The sequence below is a fragment of the Acidovorax sp. 99 genome (genome assembly GCF_003096455.1).
Classification (GTDB): Bacteria; Pseudomonadota; Gammaproteobacteria; order Burkholderiales; family Burkholderiaceae_C; genus Acidovorax; species Acidovorax delafieldii.
In genome coordinates this window covers 4,766,452-4,782,021 of record NZ_QEKU01000001.1, presented here as the reverse complement: position 1 = coordinate 4,782,021, position 15,570 = coordinate 4,766,452, and the positions used below count along the sequence as shown (strand labels likewise).

The following is a 15,570-nucleotide window of genomic DNA, read 5'->3' as shown; positions in this document are numbered from 1 at the left end:
TGAGTTCCCTGCAGAAGTTTCTGTAAGCCGTGGGTTGAAAAATACCTGGTCAACAACCAGCTTGTCCTGCAGCGGCACCCTGTTCGGGTCGCTAGAATGATTTTCATGGCAACAAAACCACCTTCACCCCCCACCGCGCCGCCCGTGACCCGGCCTGCGCGGGATGATGGCGGTTCGGTCGTGCTCGAGAGGCGCACCCAAAAGACCCAGCCGCCGCAGATGTACCAGGTGGTCATGCTGAACGACGACTACACGCCCATGGAGTTCGTCATCGTGGTTCTGCAGGAGTTTTTCAGTAAAGACCGCGAAACTGCCACCCAGATCATGTTGAAGATCCACCTCGATGGCAAAGGCGTCTGCGGCGTTTATTCGCGCGATGTGGCAGCCACCAAGGTAGAGCAAGTGCTTGACGCCGCCCTCAAGGCGGGCCACCCACTGCAATGTGTCAGTGAGCCTGTTGAATAACAGGTCTTTTGTCCCGATCTAAAGTTATCCCTTCCACGCAAGCACAAAGGAGTTCACATGATTGCCCAGGAACTGGAAGTCAGCTTGCACATGGCCTTTGTTGAGGCCCGTCAGCAGCGCCACGAGTTCATCACCGTGGAGCATCTGTTGCTTGCATTGCTCGATAACCCCAGCGCAGCGGAGGTGCTGCGCGCATGTTCGGCCAATATCGATGATCTGCGTTCATCGCTGGCGAATTTCATCAAAGACAACACCCCCCAGGTCGCAGGTACCGACGAGGTGGACACCCAGCCTACGCTGGGATTCCAGCGCGTGATCCAGCGCGCCATCATGCACGTGCAGTCCACGGGCAACGGCAAGAAAGAGGTGACGGGTGCCAATGTGCTCGTGGCAATTTTTGGCGAAAAGGATTCGCACGCCGTGTACTACCTGCACCAGCAAGGTGTCACGCGTCTGGATGTGGTGAATTTCATCGCCCACGGTATCAAGAAGGGCGAGCCGCCCGAGCCTGCTAAGGCCGAGAATCAGGCCGAGGGCGAAGAGGGCGGAGGTGGCGAGCGTAACGAAAAGGCGTCGCCGCTGGAGCAATTCACCCAGAACCTGAACCAGGCCGCCAAGGATGGCAAGATCGATCCATTGATCGGCCGCCATTACGAGGTCGAGCGCACGATCCAGATTCTGTGCCGTCGCCGCAAAAACAATCCTCTGCTGGTGGGCGAGGCAGGGGTGGGCAAGACTGCGATTGCCGAGGGCCTGGCTTGGCGGATCACGCAAAACGATGTGCCCGAGATCCTGGCTGAGGCAACGGTGTACTCCCTGGACATGGGTGCTCTGCTTGCGGGCACCAAGTACCGTGGCGACTTCGAGCAGCGCCTCAAGGGCGTGCTCAAGTCGCTCAAAGATAAGCCCAACGCCATCCTTTTCATCGACGAGATCCACACCTTGATCGGTGCGGGTGCGGCCTCGGGCGGCACGCTCGATGCTTCCAATCTGCTGAAGCCGGCGCTGTCCAGCGGCCAGCTCAAGTGCATCGGTGCGACCACTTTCACGGAGTACCGGGGGATCTTCGAAAAGGATGCTGCCTTGTCGCGCCGCTTCCAAAAGGTGGACGTGGTGGAGCCCAGCGTGGCCGAAACCATCGACATCCTGAAGGGGCTGAAGTCTCGTTTTGAAGAGCATCACAGCGTGAAGTACGCTGCAGCTGCCCTGCAGGCTGCGGCAGAACTGAGCGCCAAGTACATCAACGACCGCCACCTGCCCGACAAGGCAATCGACGTCATCGATGAAGCCGGTGCGGCCCAGCGCATCATGGTGCCGAGCAAGCGCAAGAAGACCATCGGTAAGGCCGAGATCGAAGAGATCGTGGCCAAGATCGCGCGCATTCCGCCTGCCAACGTGTCCAATGACGACCGCGGCAAGTTGCAGACCCTGGAACGTGACCTGAAAAGCGTGGTGTTCGGCCAGGACAAGGCATTGGAAGTGCTTGCCAGTGCCGTCAAGATGGCGCGTTCTGGCCTGGGCAAGGGCGACAAGCCGATCGGCTCGTTCCTGTTCAGCGGTCCCACCGGCGTCGGCAAGACCGAAGCGGCCAAGCAGCTTGCCTACATCATGGGCATCGAGCTGATCCGTTTTGACATGTCCGAGTACATGGAGCGCCATGCCGTGAGCCGCCTGATTGGCGCGCCTCCAGGTTATGTCGGTTTCGACCAAGGTGGTCTGCTGACGGAAGCCATCACGAAGAAGCCGCACGCGGTGCTGCTGCTCGATGAGATCGAGAAAGCACATCCGGACATCTTCAACGTGCTGCTGCAGGTCATGGACCACGGCACTCTGACGGATAACAACGGTCGCAAGGCCGACTTCCGTAACGTGCTCATCATCATGACCACGAACGCCGGCGCCGAGACCATGAACAAGGCGACTATTGGCTTTACCAACCCGCGGCAGGCGGGCGATGAAATGGGTGATATCAAGCGCCTGTTCACGCCTGAGTTCCGCAACCGGCTGGATGCCATCGTCAACTTCAAGGCACTCGATGAACAGATCATCCTGCGCGTGGTGGACAAGTTCCTGCTGCAGCTGGAGACGCAGTTGGCCGAGAAGAAGGTGGAGGTCACCTTCACCGATGCCCTGCGCAAGCACCTGGCCAAGAAGGGGTTCGATCCGCTGATGGGCGCACGCCCTATGCAGCGCCTGATCCAGGACACCATCCGACGCGCCTTGGCCGACGAGTTGCTGTTTGGCCGCCTGACCGAAGGCGGACGCTTGACCGTGGATATCGACATGAAGAAGGACGACAAGGGTGTGGAAACACCCGACGTGCTGCTGGATATCCAGCCTTTGCCGAAGAAGGAGCGTTCGGCGAAGTCCGAGCCTGCAGAGCCTGAAGAGGCGACGGCCGACTGACCTCGGGTTCCTCGCAGATCCACGAAAAGCCCACGGTTCACGCCGTGGGCTTTTTCATTGGCGATGGCCGCTGGGGCCCACACACCCGCAGAGGCGGTGTTGAACTGTTTTTTAGCGTGATGGCGTGCGCGCGACCGGCGCGCCAGCGCGCCCTGCCTTGACCGGTTGTGTAGCTTGAGCAAGCAAGGGCGCACACTGCGCGTCGTCGTCAGCTCCGGGTACCGTTACAGGTAACAATGCCAAGGCGGCAGGCGCGGCCACCGCAGCGGCAATGGCTGCCCCGGCGCGCAACAGCAGGGGGCCTGGTTCTGCGCCCACATCGGGTTTGCCCAGCGTGCCGCGCACGTACAGCGGAGTGCGCAGCGAGAAGAACTTCCACTCCAGCGACGCTGGTTTCACGCTCAGGTTCAGGCGTTCCTCCGCCATGTCGATGGTGCCCGTGACATCCACCACCGCCTCGTTGGTGCTCAGCTTGGCGGTGCGGACCGTGGCAAGGCCTTCGCGCACCGACAGATCTGCCACCGCGCAACGCAGTTGCACTTCTTTGTTGTCGCCAAACAGTTTGCCCACCACGATGCTGCCCACGTTGAGTGCAGCGCGGTCCAGTAGTTCGCGGCTCAGAGTGCCATCGCGCACATACAGGCGGGCCTCGCCGCTGCTGCTGCCAAGCCACTGCGCTACGGAATTCCCCTGGCCATTCAGCGCCATGGCGCCATCGAGTCGCCCCAGGCTTTTTTGGGTCAGTTCCACCTCGGGAAACAGCGCAGCGAGCCGCAGGTTTTGCACGCGGGTGTCCATGTGTACCGTCAGCGGTCGTTTGCGGCTGTCCAGCACCAGTTTGGATTCAATCTGGCCTTTGGCCACACCAAAATGCAAGGGTTCCAGGCGCAGCACGGCATCGTCCAATACGGCATGCACGCTAAGGTCCTCCAGCGGCAGGCTGTTGGGTCGGATCACACGCTGCCCCGCGAACTTGAGATCCATATCCATGGTGCTCCAGCGATCGGTGGCAAACGCAGCGTTGGGCAGTACCTTGCCATTGCGGCCAGGCTGGGCAGTCGCCGTGGTGGCTGTACCGAGCACTGGTCCCAGGTCCACCAGGCGCAACTGATTGGATGTGATGGCGCCTGAAAGTTTGCCGCGTGGCGCAGCCGACACGAAGCGCAGATTGCCGTGCAGATCGCTCTGGCCTACCGTACCAGTGAAGTCACGGTAGTCCCATACAGCACGGCCTGGTTGCAGACTGCCCTGCAATCGTCCCTGGGTTTGAAATGCGGGCGTATTGGGCAGGACAAGACCCGTGAGTGCATACAGGTCTGCCATGCTGGCGCCTTTGAGCATGACTTGGAAATCCATCCCTGACAGCGCACCCGGGTTTGCCAGAACGCCCCGAACGGCCGTTTCTACGCTGCCCGCCTTGGCGGTGAATTGCAGGGGGTAGTTCACCTCTTTGTCGCGCAGCGAGAGCACAGAGCCGGCCTGACCCTGACCCTCGATACGCGCCTTGCCCAGCGTGCCCTTGAGGTCGAAGCGCACGCCATAAACTGGGGTGCTAGAGGCACTCGCCGTGCCAGACGCAGGCGATGCAGCATTCCCCGATGCAACGACTGTCTGCCCTTCGCTCAGAGTGTCGACGCGGGCGGTCAGATCAAGGTCTTGCTTGGCGTCGTTATATGCCAAATGCCCCCCGCGGACCGCTAGCTGATGAATGCTGAACGCCCAGCGCGGCGTGGCGTCGTCGGGATCCCTCTTTGGGAGCAGCGTCCAATTGTTGCTGCCGTCGCGCAGGCGGGCGAGGGAGATGTCCGGGCCAGACAGCTCCAGGGTATCAATGACCACTTGCCTCGCCAGTAGTGGCCAAAGCTTGAGCGATGCGCGCGCCATCTCGGCGCGTGCCGTGGTTTGGGGCGTTGCGGCTTTGCCAGGACGGGCAAATCCTGGCGGGTCTTGCAGAACCAGCTGGGTTCCCTGCACAGTGATGCCGGGAACCCAGCGGTGCCACCCTTCTTCAAGGGGCTGTGGCCAGTGCCAGGATGCCGATAGATTGCCCTCCACCGCAAACTGTCGTCCGGCTGCCTCGCTGAGGGTTTGGTTGATCCAGGGTTTGAAGTGGTTCCAATCCCACTGGCTCAGCGCCACAGCGCCTATCAGCAGCAGTCCTACCATGCCTCCCGCTACGCCACAGGCAATGCGGACCCTGCTATGGCCCTGCCTCGGGCGAGGCGTTGAAGTCACTCCAGCTGGTGCCATTGCCGTCGCCGTTGCGCGTGCAGATGTGGTGTGCTGGTCCGTTTGGGGTCTTGTCATAGAGCACCCATGCTAGCCCGCAGAACGCAAATTTGCGTCGATTGCGTTGGCCGATAGGCCTTTTGGCGTGCTTGTCCTACAGCGCTGCTCTGCATGGGCTTTGTGCTCCACCTGTATGCGCGGGTGAAGCGCTATCCCCGGTCGGGACTGGCGTATCTTGACGCCGACCAACCCCCTAGAATTTGCAGGCCATGCACAACCCTCGCCATCCCCATGTATTGCCCGTGCGCGATGGGGTGAGCCCCAGCTGCGTGGTACTGCCAGTGCGAGGGCACGGCAGCATGCTGGATTTTTTGACAGAGCGGCTGCCGGCCGTGTCCCGTGAAGGGTGGCACGAGCGCATGGAGGCGGGTGTCGTGGTGGATGAACGCGGGCAGGCCGTGTTGCCTGATCGGGCTTTTGAGGGAGGGCTGCGCCTTTACTACTATCGCAGCCTTCCGGCCGAGCCCGCCTTGCCGTTCAGTGAAGCGGTGGTGTATCAGGACGAGCATCTGGTGGTGGCAGATAAGCCGCACTTCATGCCGGTAACGCCCTCAGGCCGGTATCTGCATAACACCTTGCTGGTACGCCTCAAACGCCGGTTGGGGCTGCCCGAGCTTTCGCCATTGCACCGCATTGACCGCGATACGGCGGGGTTGGTGATGCTGTCAGTGCATCAGGCAACGCGCGGGTCGTATCAGGCGCTGTTCCGCGATCGGCAGATCATCAAGCATTACGAGGCCGTTGCACCGTGGCGCGCCGACCTGACCTTCCCGCGTGACCACCGCAGCCGGTTGGAGGAGAGTCCGCAGTTCTTTCGTATGCAGGAGGTGTCGGGCGAGCCCAATAGCTACACCCATATCCAGGTGCTAGAGGTCGCAGGCGACTGGGCTCGGTACCTGCTGTCGCCCGTCACTGGCAAGCGCCACCAGTTGCGCGTGCATATGGCGGCCCTGGGGCTGCCACTGCGCAACGACCCTTTTTATCCCGTCGTCAACGACCCGCCCGAAGGCGACTACTCGCGGCCTCTGCAGCTGTTGGCGCGGTCTCTTGAGTTTGTGGATCCCGTCACTGGGGTGCAAAGGGTTTTTGAAAGCAGACAGGCGCTGAGCCTGCCTTGAACACGCTGGGACCTCGACGCAGACCTGCATGACCACTTCTGTGTCTGCAGCAGCGGGTTGTTGTGGTGGTGAATTTTTTCAAGGGTTTTCCCTATGCTTGGAAAGGCCATTGCACTGGTGATGGTTTTGTTTTTGCGCGAGATCGGGTACTTTGGTTCTCCGTATGCACGTCGATGCATAAATTACCAAAAAGCACCAGATGATTCCCTCAAGCTCCCGCCATTCCGTCGCCTTCAAGCTGTCCTTGACGGCTTTGCTCAGTCTGTTGGCGGTTTTGTTGGCCACGATGGGCATCGTCAGTACCCTGCTCTGGCAAGACTTTGGTCGCCTCGCGCGTGGTGATGCCATGCAATACGCCGCCCAGGTACGCACTTTGGTCCAGACCTTTGATGAAACGGCACAAGAGCAGGCCAAGCGCGACTTCACCCTGTTCAAGGCGAATTTCCCAGGTCAATTCACCGTGGCAGAGTCGCCTGGGGCCGATGGAAAGCCCGAGGCTGTGCTGTCTTTCCAGGGGGCCTCCGTCAACGGCGACTTTGAAGTGGTGGACCGATTCTCAAAGGACAGCACGGGAGCCGTGGCCACGATTTTCGCGCGCACCGGCGACGATTTCATTCGTGTGACCACATCCCTCAAAAAGCAGGATGGTGAGCGTGCTTACAAGACCCTGCTGGACCGTAAGCACCCGGCCTATGCCCTCATGAATGAGGGCAAAACCTATATCGGCCGTGCCAGCCTGTTTGGCCGTGAGTACATGACCGTGTATGAGCCCATCCGCGACGGGACTCGCACCATCGGCATCCTGTTCATTGGCTCCGACATGGGTGCCATTCTGGGCAAGCTCGACACCGTGATGGCGGGACAAAAATTGTTTACCTCGGGTGCTGTGTATGCCGTCAATCTCTCATCGGGCCCCGCACGGGGCAGTGTTTTCGGGTTGCCCGGCGCTGGCAAGTCCCTGAAGTTGGATGACAAGGACGACAACGCCAAGGCTTGGCTGGCGTCGTTGGCTGCGGTCCAGTCCTCTGGCGATCTGGAGTCCGGTTGGTCGCCCCGTCGCAGCGGTGAGAGTGATACCGCCACCCGCTACGTGGCGGTTGAGCACTACAAACCCTGGAGCTGGGCCATCGTTGCCGAGGCACCTTTGACAGAGATGATGAGTGAGGCGCGCGGCGTGCTCACCTGGCTTTGGCTGGGTGTGGCGGTGGCACTCGCTTTGCTCACTGTGGTGCTGTTGGTGGCTACGCGCAGACTGGTGGGTGCCCCCGTGCAGCAGCTAAGCACAGCCCTTGGCTATCTGGCGCAGGGGGATCTCACGCACGCGGTGTCCGTCCGCTCGCGCGATGAAATCGGCTCTCTGGCCCAGGCCATGGAAGGCTTTCGCATCCGGTTGGTGGAAAGTTTGGGCACGGTGCGTACCAGTGCCGACAGCGTATCTGCTGCCAGTACGGAGATTGCACAGGGTAACCAGGACCTGTCGGGGCGTACCGAAAGTCAAGCCAGTGCGTTGGAGCAGACGGCGGCCAGCATGGAGCAACTGGGCGCCACCATACGCCACAACGCCGACAGCGCAAGCCAAGCCAACCAACTGGCCGTGGGGGCCAGCCGGGTTGCCCAGCAGGGTGGTGAGGTGGTGTCCAAAGTGGTCCGCACGATGCAGGACATCAACAACAGCAGCCAGAGGATCGCCGACATCATTGGTGTGATCGACGGCATTGCCTTTCAGACCAACATCCTGGCGCTCAACGCGGCGGTCGAGGCGGCACGCGCGGGTGAACAAGGTCGCGGCTTCGCGGTGGTGGCTGCCGAGGTGCGCAACCTGGCCCAGCGCACGGCAGCCGAAGCCAAGGCCATCAAGGAGCTGATTGGCGCCAGCAGCGCCATGGTGCAACAGGGCTCGGTGCTGGCCGATCAGGCGGGCACCACGATGCAGGAAGTCGTCAGCTCTATCCAGCGCGTGGCCGACATGGTCTCTGAAATCAGCGCGGCCAGTAACGAGCAGACCGCCGGAGTTGGCCAGGTGGGTGAGGCTGTCACACAGCTCGACCAGACCACGCAGCAGAATGCGGCGCTGGTGGAGGAAATGGCTGCGGCTGCAAGCAGCCTGCGCACGCAGGCGCAGCAGATGGTTGAGGCCATTGCGCGGTTCAACCTGGGCCAGGATGCAACAACGGCGCGTATGCATGTGCCCGCATCGGACCGTGCCGTGCCAAAGCTCGGCGGCTAGAGAGCATCGACAGAAAGACATCAGCCCATGAAAAAACCTGCCAGGCATTGCTGCCTGGCAGGTTTTATTGATTTGGAGCGGGTGAAGGGAATCGAACCCTCGTATGAAGCTTGGGAAGCTGCCGTTCTACCATTGAACTACACCCGCGACGCTCCGGATTATAGGCAGCATCCGCTAGGTGTCTTGCAAGCGCTTTGTGCAAGCGTGCAAAACGCATATCCATAGCCGAACATGTTGGTTGGGTGTGATCGCGTCGGGCTCTAAATTCCTTCCACCTGCTGCACTGCACAGGCACTTCAAAGAAAAGGAAAGGATGCCAATGACAACCCAACGCACTCTCTCGTCGCAATGGTCTGGATGCCGCTGGATGCGCGCCTCCTTGGCATCCTGCATGGCGTTGTTCGGTGGAACTTTGCTCGCTGCCACACCCATCCCCGCGGGCCCTCTGGTCACCACCGAATGGCTGGCGCAGAACCTGGACAACCAGCAGGTGCGCATTGTGGAGGTGAGCGTGAACCCCGGCCTTTACGAGCGCGGCCATGTGCCGGGTGCGGTCAACTTCTCGTGGCACCAGGACCTGAACGACCGGGTGCGCCGTGACATCGTGAGCAAGGAGGCGTTTGAGTCCCTGTTGTCCAAGGCGGGCGTGTCGCAAGACACCACGGTGGTGCTGTACGGCGACACCAACAACTGGTTTGCTGCCTGGGGCGCGTGGGTGTTTGACATCTATGGTGTCAAGAACGTGAAGCTGCTCGACGGCGGCCGCAAGAAGTGGGAGGCGGAGAACCAGCCGCTGAACAACCGCGTGCCCGAGTTTGCAACCACCAGCTACAGGGTGGCCAAGGTGAACACCGACCTGCGGGCCCGCCTGTCCGATGCATTGGCTGCGGCAGAAGGCAAGAGCAATGCAAAGCTGGTGGACATCCGGTCGGCCGACGAATACGCGGGCAAGATTTTTGCCCCGGCCGGGGTGCCCGAGCTGAGCATCCGTGCTGGCCACATCCCCGGCGCGGCCAACGTGCCCTGGGGCCAGGCGGTCAAGGAGGATGGCACCTTCAAGTCCGCCGAGGACCTCAAAAAGCTCTACGCCAGCGCGGGCGTGGATGGCAGCAAGCCCATCATCACCTACTGCCGCATTGGCGAACGCTCCAGCCACACCTGGTTTGCGCTGTCCAAGATCCTGGGCTACAGCGTCAAGAACTATGACGGTTCGTGGACGGAATACGGCAATGCGGTGGGCGTGCCCATCACCAACCCGGCGGGCACCATCTGGGCCGCGAAGTGAATGGGCTGACCGACAGAACCTTTTGGGAAGAAGGTGCAATGCAAAACAAAGAGATCTTTTGAGTTTTGGTAGGGGGTCTCCTTTACAGCCCGCCTGGTGCGGGCTTTTTTTATGGGTGCGGTGCAATGACATACAAGATCAATTTCTCTGGCGCAGGAGCCCTGGCGTCGCTTGCAGCGCTGGCGGCATTGGGTTGGGCGGCCCAGGCGGTTCAGGGCTTGCCAGGCGGGCGCACGCTCGTTTTTGCTTTGATCACGGGCGCGGTGCTGGGGCTCGTGTTGCAGCGCTCGCGCTTTTGCTTTTACTGCCACGCGCGCGACTGGTTTGAAGACCGCAATCCGCGCGGGCTGCTGGCCATCGTGCTGGCGCTGGCGGTGGGGGTGGTGGGCTACACCGTGGTGCTGGGTAGCTGGTTGCCGGTGCCCCAGCCGGGCAAGCTGCCGCCCGACATGCACATCGGCCCCGTGAGCTGGGTGCTGGTAGCGGCTGGGCTGTCGTTTGGTACCGGCATGGTGGTGTCGGGCTCGTGCATCAGCGCGCACTGGTACCGGCTGGCCGAAGCGGCCACGGTATCGCCGTTCGCGCTGGCCGGGTCGGCACTGGGCTTCATCCTGGGTTTCAAGACCTGGAACCCCTTATACAGCCAGAGTGTGGCCGATGCGCCCGTGGTGTGGCTGCCTGCCCACCTGGGGTATGGCGGCGCCTTGCTGGCGCAACTGGGCGGGTTGGCCCTGGTGGCTGCCTGGCTTTGGCGGGGCTTTGCGCAGGAGGCCGCCGCATCATCAGCGCCGGGTGCAGTCCCTGTCGTACCAGGACTGCGTGCCGTGTGGCGCAACCTGTGGACCGGACGCTGGCACTACTGGGTAGGCGGGTTGGTCGTGGGTCTGATTGGCGCATTTGCCATCGTGCGCATGCGACCCCTGGGCGTGACAGCCACGCTGGGCAGCGCCGCACGCCAGTGGGCACAGGGGCAGGGCTGGATTCCCGACCGGCTCGATGGGCTCGATGGATTTGCGGGTTGCGCTACCGTGCCGCAGGCCACCTGGTTTACCCCCAATGCCATGCTGTTGGTGGGCCTGGTGGCGGGAGCGTTCGTGGCAGCTACAGCCAGCCGCCAGTTTGTGCCGCGCTGGCCTACGTGGCGCGATGCTGTACGGGGCCTGTCGGGTGGCGTGTTCCTGGGCTGGGGGGCGATGACCGGGCTGGGCTGCACCGTTGGCACGCTGCTGTCCGGCGGCATGGCGGGCGCGCTGTCGGGTTGGGTGTTTGGTGCCGCGGTGTTCTTCGCAGTGTGGGCCGGCCTGCGCGTGAAGGCGATGTTGCGTCGCTGACGAGACCCCAAATTTTGAAGCTTTTTTGGCCGCTAGCGCTTATAAATTAAGCGCTAGCAGCTATCAAAAGCATATCAACGGGAAGCCGTTCTGGCGCTGGTCACTTCTGAATGTCGCCCAGGCACAGGTATTTGATCTCCACATAGTCGTCCATGCCGTAGTGCGAGCCTTCGCGGCCCAGGCCCGACTGCTTGACGCCGCCAAAGGGCACGTGCTCGGTGGCCAGAATGCCCACGTTGGCACCGACCATCCCGTATTCCAGCGCCTCGGTCACGCGGAAGATGCGACCCACGTCGCGGCTGTAGAAGTAGCTGGCCAGGCCGAACTCGGTGTTGTTGGCTGCGTCGATGGCTTCCTGCTCGGTCTTGAACTTGAACACGGGCGCAAACGGGCCAAAGGTTTCTTCGCGGGCACACAGCATGTCGGCTGACGCATTGGCCACCACCGTGGGCTCGAAGAACTGCCCGGAGCCCAGACTCTTGAGCCGCTGGCCGCCAGCCACCACTTGGCCGCCCTTGGCCAGCGCGTCGTCCACGTGGCGCTGCACCTTGGCCAGCGCGGCTTCCTCGATCAGCGGGCCCTGGTTCACACCGGCTTCAAAGCCATTGCCCACCTTGGCCGTCTTGACCTTGGCGGCGAACTTGGCCACGAACTCGTCGTACACGCCTTCCTGCACATAAAAGCGGTTGGTGCAGACGCAGGTCTGGCCCGCGTTGCGGTATTTGCTGGCGAATGCGCCTTCCACAGCGCTGTCGATGTCGGCGTCGTCAAACACCAGGAAGGGCGCATTGCCACCCAGCTCCAGCGACATCTTCTTGACCGTGGGGGCCGACTGCGCCATCAGGATGCGGCCCACTTCGGTGCTGCCCGTGAAGCTGATGTGGCGCACCACGTCGCTTGCGCACAGCACCTTGCCGATGGCAATGGAGTTGTCGCTGTCGGCGGGCAGGATGTTGAACACGCCGGCAGGGATGCCCGCACGCAGGGCCAGCTCTGCGGCGGCCAGGGCGGTGAGCGGTGTCAACTCGGCCGGCTTGATGACCACGGGGCAGCCCGCAGCCAGCGCAGGCGCGACCTTGCGGGTGATCATGGCCAGCGGGAAGTTCCATGGCGTGATGGCCGCGCACACGCCGATGGGTTGCTTGAGCACCAGCAGGCGGCGGTTGTTGTCAAACTGGGGCAGGGTCTCGCCGTTGATGCGCTTGGCCTCTTCGGCAAACCATTCCACAAAGCTCGCGCCGTAGGCGACCTCGCCCTTGGCTTCTGGCAGGGGCTTGCCCTGTTCGGCGGTCATGATGCGGCCCAGGTCGTCCTGGTTGGCCATGAGCAGGTCAAACCACTTGCGCAGGATGATGCTGCGCTCCTTGGCGGTCTTGGTCTTCCAAGGGCCCCAGGCGGCGTTGGCGGCGGCAATGGCGGCCTCGGCATCCTGCGGGCCCAGATTGGCCACGTCGGCCAGCTTCAGGCCCGTGGCTGGGTCGTTCACGTCAAAGCGGCTGCTGCCCGCCACCCATTGGCCGTTGATGAGGCCGTCAGTCTTGAGCAGCGTGGGGTCGTTGAGCAAAGCGAGGGGGGAAGTCTTCATGTCCATGGGGGTCTCCGGATGCAGGTGAAATAAGGGCAGAAAGAGGGCGAATTCAGTGCCAAAGTGCGGGCAGTGCGGCGCGTGGATGCGGGGCGACGAACAGGCTATCACGGGCAGTACGGGCGAGTGTCGCCTGCGTTGCAGGGGCCTTGGGCAACTGAAAAATGCTAACCAGCTCGGCCAGACGCGCTGCCTGGCCTTGCAGGCTCTGGGTGGCGGCTGTGCCTTGTTCCGCCAGGGCCGCGTTTTGCAGGGTGGTTTCGTCCAACCGTGCCATGGTGCCGCTGATCTCGCGGATGCCTTCGTACTGGCGCGTCATCGCGTGGTGCATGTCGCCGATCATGGCGCTGATGTCGTGCACCTGCGAGACGATGGCGTGCACCGAAGCCCCTGCCTGCTGCACATGCTGGTGGCCTTGTGCCACCTTGTCCACGTTCTGGTGGATGAGCCGCTTGATCTCCCGGGCTGCCTCGGCGCTGCGCTGGGCCAGAGAGCGCACTTCGGTGGCCACCACCGCAAAGCCCCGGCCTTGCTCGCCAGCACGCGCCGCTTCCACGGCAGCGTTCAGCGCGAGGATGTTGGTCTGGAACGCAATACCGTCAATCACTGCCGTGATGTCGCTGATGGTCTTGGACGAAGTGGAGATGTCCTCCATGGTGGCCACCATCTGCTGCACGGCATGTCCGCTGTCTGCCGCTGCGCCAGAGGCCCCGTCTGCGAGGCGGTGGGCTTGCTCTGCCTTGACTGTGCTGTCTCGCACCGAATCGGTCAAGACCGCTACGGCCGCGGCGGTCTGCTGCAGATGGCTGGCCTGCTCTTCCGTGCGCTGGCTCAGGTGGAGGTTGCCGGTGGCCAACTCTGCTGAGCCGGTGGCAATGCTCTCGCTGCTGTTGCGCACATCGCCGACCAGGGCCGCCAGGTGGCCGCGCATGGTGTCCATGGCCGCCATGACACTGCCCGGCAGGGGGGGCGCCGACCCGGCCGAAGTTGCCGCGCTCAGGTCGCCCTGGGCGATGACCAGCGCCATGTGCGCCACATCAACCGGCTCACCCCCCAATTGCCGCGTGATGGAGCGGATGACCATCGCGGCCAGGCCCGTGCCCAGCAGCAGCGCCAAGGTGCAACTGCCCGCGAGCAGGGCCATGGAGAACACATAGGTGGCCCGACCTTTGGCCGCCAACGCATTCGCTGCGTCGGTGGTGAACTGCCATTGCTGTTCCACCGCCGCTGCACTGGCCGCAAACAACCGCTGCGACCGGCCGGTGAACAGACGCCGCGCTTCTTCTGCCCGGGCGGGGTCGGAGAGCGACTCCCGCGATACGGCACGCAGCTTGTCCCAGTAGCCCATGGCCGTTTGCGTCACGTCGGTCACCGCCATCCACAAGGCACGGTCTTCCTCACCCGTCAGGCGCTTCTCGTGTTCAGCGAGACTGCTGCGCAGCTGGGCATGGGCTTCGTCAATGCCCTTTTCCAGAAGATCCATCTCGGCGGCGGAGACGGTCATGAGGTGTTGTGCCTGCAATATCCGGATGGCGGCCAGCTTTTCCTGCCAGGACTTGACGGCCTGCAGCGATGGCGTGGTATTGCGTGTGTAGTGGTCCAGCGTTTCATGGAGCACCAGGATGCGCTGCGCTGCCACCAGGCCCACACCCGCCAGCAGGGCCAGCAGCAAGCCCAGCGTGCACATCAGGCGCACCCAGACCTTCATGGCGGCGATCGATTGCAATGTTTTGCGGATCATGGTGCGCCTGCTGCCCAGCGGCGCTCTACCGACGCACCGTGCGTGCGCCAGAAACTGGCGTCAAAAGCCAGCGATCTGCGCAGGTTGGAGGGGGCGGAGGGCAGGTCGCTGGGGGCCATCGACAAGTCGACCAACGGTGTGTGCGATGAGCCACCTCCTACCGGTTCTGCAGACCGGGGGCGATTTTCTTCATAGCGCAGGATGGCCCCCATGTGGGTGGGGCCGTAGGGAATCGCCTGCGAGAAAGCGAGCTGCGCAGCCTCCGAGGTGGCAAAGCGAATGAAGTCCAGCGCCATCGCCTGCCGTGGCGTGCCCCGCACAATGGCCCAATAGTCCATCTCGTAGATCGCATCCATCCAGACGATGGACAGGCGCGAGGACTGGGTGGCTGCATTGGCGGCAGCCACGCGGCCATTGAAGGCCGTTGTCATACCGACCGTGCCGTCGAGCAGGTTCTGCGGCCCTTGTGCACCCGACTCCCACCACACGATGTGGGGCTTGAGTTGTTCAAGCTTCTTGAGCGCGCGTGCCACGCCGGCTTCACTGTTCAGTTGGGCGTACACATCGCGGCGGTGCACGCCGTCGGCCAGCAGTGCGATCTCCAGGTTGTAGCGCAGGCCTTTGCGCATGCCGCGCTTGCCGGGAAAGCGTTTGGTGTCCCAGAAGTCGGCCCAGCTCCTGGGTGCTTCCTTGCCAAACCGCTGGCTGTCGAAGGCCAGCACCGTAGACCACACGAAGGCCCCGAGTCCGCAGTCTTGCACCGTGCCGGGCAGCAGCATGCTGGCGTGGGGCACGCTCGTGCGGTCAATGCGCTCGAAGTGTCCTGCGGCGCAGCCATTTGCCAGGTCGGCGGATTCCACCTCCACCACATCCCATTCAGGCTTGCCGCGCTGGACCATGGCGCCCACCTGGGCCAGGTCGCCCGTGTATTCAACGCCTTGCACCTTGGCGCCCTTGGCGTTGGGGGTGGCTTCAAAAGGCCCATAGAAGGCCAGTTGCTGGGCTTTGGCATTGGCGCCGCCAAAATTGGCCACCGTCAGCGTCTGACCGAGCGCGGGGCTTGCGGCCAAGGCCAGGCCACACGACACCCCAAGGGCGTACTTCACAAAAGCGTGGCGCATGC

10 protein-coding genes and 1 tRNA gene are annotated in these 15,570 nt (G+C 62.7%); 6 read left to right on the top strand and 5 right to left on the bottom strand.

What is annotated here, in order from left to right; genetic code table 11:
• Positions 1-96 precede the first annotated feature (96 nt).
• Complete coding sequence (clpS, locus tag C8C95_RS21980) at positions 97-465, top strand: ATP-dependent Clp protease adapter ClpS (protein WP_015013909.1); 369 nt, start codon at positions 97-99, stop codon at positions 463-465.
• Positions 466-522: 57 nt separating this feature from the next.
• A complete protein-coding gene (gene clpA, locus C8C95_RS21975) occupies positions 523-2,871 on the top strand; it encodes an ATP-dependent Clp protease ATP-binding subunit ClpA (RefSeq protein WP_056063359.1) in 2,349 nt (782 codons plus the stop codon).
• 111 nt (positions 2,872-2,982) lie between these two features.
• Here the strand turns inward: clpA and C8C95_RS21970 are convergent, their stop codons facing one another.
• Complete coding sequence (locus C8C95_RS21970) at positions 2,983-5,037, bottom strand: AsmA family protein (protein WP_243415752.1); 2,055 nt, start codon at positions 5,035-5,037, stop codon at positions 2,983-2,985.
• 332 nt (positions 5,038-5,369) lie between these two features.
• On the opposite strand from C8C95_RS21970, the gene C8C95_RS21965 reads away from it, so the two are divergent.
• Both C8C95_RS21965 and C8C95_RS21960 read left to right on the top strand, forming a co-directional pair.
• Positions 5,370-6,278, top strand: a complete 909-nt coding sequence (locus C8C95_RS21965; RefSeq protein WP_116749989.1) for a pseudouridine synthase — start codon at positions 5,370-5,372, stop codon at positions 6,276-6,278.
• A 286-nt stretch (positions 6,279-6,564) separates the two neighbouring features.
• Positions 6,565-8,505 carry a Cache 3/Cache 2 fusion domain-containing protein gene (locus tag C8C95_RS21960; protein WP_279323250.1) on the top strand — a complete coding sequence of 647 codons (1,941 nt, stop codon included), beginning with the start codon at positions 6,565-6,567 and terminating at the stop codon, positions 8,503-8,505.
• A gap of 73 nt (positions 8,506-8,578) precedes the next feature.
• Here C8C95_RS21960 and C8C95_RS21955 read toward each other — a convergent pair.
• Positions 8,579-8,652 (bottom strand) — tRNA-Gly (locus C8C95_RS21955).
• A gap of 244 nt (positions 8,653-8,896) precedes the next feature.
• Here C8C95_RS21955 and C8C95_RS21950 point away from each other — a divergent pair.
• Complete coding sequence (locus C8C95_RS21950; protein WP_207780659.1) at positions 8,897-9,790, top strand: sulfurtransferase; 894 nt, start codon at positions 8,897-8,899, stop codon at positions 9,788-9,790.
• Positions 9,791-9,915: 125 nt separating this feature from the next.
• Complete coding sequence (locus tag C8C95_RS21945; protein ID WP_116749986.1) at positions 9,916-11,121, top strand: YeeE/YedE family protein; 1,206 nt, start codon at positions 9,916-9,918, stop codon at positions 11,119-11,121.
• Positions 11,122-11,221: 100 nt separating this feature from the next.
• On the opposite strand, the gene C8C95_RS21940 is transcribed toward C8C95_RS21945, so the two are convergent.
• The 3 genes from C8C95_RS21940 to C8C95_RS21930 are packed head-to-tail and all read right to left on the bottom strand — an operon-like array spanning position 11,222 to position 15,568.
• Complete coding sequence (locus C8C95_RS21940) at positions 11,222-12,712, bottom strand: NAD-dependent succinate-semialdehyde dehydrogenase (RefSeq protein WP_116749985.1); 1,491 nt, start codon at positions 12,710-12,712, stop codon at positions 11,222-11,224.
• A 46-nt stretch (positions 12,713-12,758) separates the two neighbouring features.
• Positions 12,759-14,447 (bottom strand): methyl-accepting chemotaxis protein, encoded by a 1,689-nt coding sequence (locus C8C95_RS21935; RefSeq protein WP_116749984.1) that lies wholly within the window; start codon positions 14,445-14,447, stop codon positions 12,759-12,761.
• Positions 14,444-15,568 (bottom strand): ABC transporter substrate-binding protein, encoded by a 1,125-nt coding sequence (locus C8C95_RS21930; RefSeq protein ID WP_243415751.1) that lies wholly within the window; start codon positions 15,566-15,568, stop codon positions 14,444-14,446. Before C8C95_RS21930 ends, C8C95_RS21935 begins: the two co-directional genes overlap by 4 nt.
• Positions 15,569-15,570: the final 2 nt, after the last annotated feature.

Bases quoted from the DNA above. Each gene is read 5' to 3' on its own strand.
- clpS (WP_015013909.1), top strand. From the start codon at position 97: ATGATTTTCATGGCAACAAAACCACCTTCACCCCCCACCGCGCCGCCC.
- clpA (WP_056063359.1), top strand. From the start codon at position 523: ATGATTGCCCAGGAACTGGAAGTCAGCTTGCACATGGCCTTTGTTGAG.
- C8C95_RS21970 (WP_243415752.1), bottom strand. From the start codon at position 5,037: ATGGTAGGACTGCTGCTGATAGGCGCTGTGGCGCTGAGCCAGTGGGAT.
- C8C95_RS21965 (WP_116749989.1), top strand. From the start codon at position 5,370: ATGCACAACCCTCGCCATCCCCATGTATTGCCCGTGCGCGATGGGGTG.
- C8C95_RS21960 (WP_279323250.1), top strand. From the start codon at position 6,565: ATGGGCATCGTCAGTACCCTGCTCTGGCAAGACTTTGGTCGCCTCGCG.
- C8C95_RS21950 (WP_207780659.1), top strand. From the start codon at position 8,897: ATGGCGTTGTTCGGTGGAACTTTGCTCGCTGCCACACCCATCCCCGCG.
- C8C95_RS21945 (WP_116749986.1), top strand. From the start codon at position 9,916: ATGACATACAAGATCAATTTCTCTGGCGCAGGAGCCCTGGCGTCGCTT.
- C8C95_RS21940 (WP_116749985.1), bottom strand. From the start codon at position 12,712: ATGGACATGAAGACTTCCCCCCTCGCTTTGCTCAACGACCCCACGCTG.
- C8C95_RS21935 (WP_116749984.1), bottom strand. From the start codon at position 14,447: ATGATCCGCAAAACATTGCAATCGATCGCCGCCATGAAGGTCTGGGTG.
- C8C95_RS21930 (WP_243415751.1), bottom strand. From the start codon at position 15,568: ATGCGCCACGCTTTTGTGAAGTACGCCCTTGGGGTGTCGTGTGGCCTG.